Genomic DNA, 1,725 nt, shown 5'->3' with positions numbered 1-1,725 from the left:
TCATTGTTTAGGTGGTGCCGGCTGGCCGGCGGTGCTGACGGCGTCGTGACCGGTTTCCCGATCCCGGCGCATCAGCGGTGGGGAATTAACCCTCGACGGTGATACCCATGGAGCGGGCGGTGCCGGCGATGATCTTCGCTGCGCCTTCGAGGCTGGTGGCGTTGAGGTCTTCCATCTTGGTGGTGGCGATCTCGTTGACCTGGGCCTGGGTCAGCTTGGCAACCTTGACGGTGTGCGGGGTAGCCGAACCCTTGGCGACGCCTGCAGCCTTTTTGATGAGCTCTGCAGCCGGCGGGGTCTTGGTGATGAACGTGAAGGAACGGTCCTCGTAGACCGTGATTTCCACGGGGATAACGTTGCCGCGCTGGGCTTCCGTCGCAGCGTTGTACGCCTTGCAGAATTCCATGATGTTGACACCGTGCTGGCCGAGCGCAGGACCGATCGGCGGGGCCGGGTTAGCGGCACCTGCCTGGATCTGCAGCTTGATGAGGCCGGTGACCTTCTTCTTGGGAGCCAATGTAGGTCCTTCTCTCAAATACGTCCTGGGGCACAGGAGCGTGCCTCAGGTTGGTGGCCGCCATGGCAAGGCGGCCGGCCGCTCCGTGGCTGCTAAGCGGGCAGCCCGGGGCGAATTCTTAGGGAAAAGCTAGATCTTGCTGACCTGGTTGAACGCCAGGGTGACCGGAGTCTCGCGCTCGAAGATGGATACCAGCACCACGAGGGTCTGGGAATCGATCTTGATCTCGGAGATCGTGGCGGGGAGGGTCTCGAACGGGCCTTCCTTGACGATGACCGACTCGCCAACCTCGAAGTCGACGTCGACCTGGGCGGCGGCGTGCTTGACCGGCTTGCCCTTCTCGGCCTGCTCTTCTTCGAAGACCGGCGCGAGCATGGAGAAGACCTCATCGAGGCGCAGCGGGACCGGGTTGTGGGCGTTGCCCACGAAGCCGGTGACACCGGGGGTGTGGCGGACGGCACCCCAGGAAGCGTCGGTCAGGTCCATGCGGACCAGGACATAACCGGGGATGCGGACACGGTTGATGACCTTGCGCTGGGCGTTCTTGATCTCAACGACTTCCTCCATCGGAACCTGGATTTCGAAGATGTAATCTTCCATGTCCAGGGTCTGGATGCGGGTCTCAAGGTTGGCCTTGACGCGGTTCTCGTAGCCTGCGTAGGAGTGAATGACGTACCAGTCACCCTCCTGGCGGCGCAGCTTGGCTTTGAACTCGTCCGCGGGGTCGACGTCGGCCTTGGCGGCCGCCGCTGCCAGCATGTCGGCGTCAGCCTCATCAGCGTCGGTGTCAGCCTCATCAGCGTCGGCGTCGGCTGCAACTGCTGCCTCTGCGTCGTCTGCCGCTTCTGCTTCCGTGGCTACGGCCTCGTCAGTGACGTCGGATTCGGGCGCAGCAGACACAGCCTCGGACTCTTCCGCGTCTTCCACCGCGGCGCCCTGGCTCTTATCCAGCTCAGTCTCAGTTACCTCGAGCTCCTGCTCAGACACTTGGTCTCCTGCTTCCTCATTGCCTAACATGCCTATTTAAATGACTCAATTCCGCACACCCCGCGGAATCTCCGGTTTCCCGGGGCATCCACGCAGTCTGCGGACCGGTCGCCTTAGCTGTCCGTGGGGCCGCTGCCGCCGAAGACCCAGCTGACCGCGGTCCCAAAGGCCAGGTCCAGCAAGGTGACGATCACCATCATGATGGTCACGAACACCAGTAC

2 protein-coding genes and 1 pseudogene are annotated in these 1,725 nt (G+C 62.7%); all 3 read right to left on the bottom strand.

Annotated elements, in window-relative coordinates; genetic code table 11:
* Positions 1-85 precede the first annotated feature (85 nt).
* Positions 86-517, bottom strand: a complete 432-nt coding sequence (gene rplK, locus LQV45_RS30175; protein ID WP_018773647.1) for a 50S ribosomal protein L11 — start codon at positions 515-517, stop codon at positions 86-88.
* A 129-nt stretch (positions 518-646) separates the two neighbouring features.
* A complete protein-coding gene (gene nusG / locus LQV45_RS30170) occupies positions 647-1,504 on the bottom strand; it encodes a transcription termination/antitermination protein NusG (protein WP_230010886.1) in 858 nt (285 codons plus the stop codon).
* A 113-nt stretch (positions 1,505-1,617) separates the two neighbouring features.
* Positions 1,618-1,725, bottom strand: a pseudogene (locus LQV45_RS30165) (preprotein translocase subunit SecE); the annotation flags it as partial.

The organism is Microbacterium sp. Bi128, from assembly GCF_918698205.1.
The sequence above is the reverse complement of the archived record's forward strand: the minus strand, read 5'-3'. Positions and strand labels throughout refer to the sequence as shown.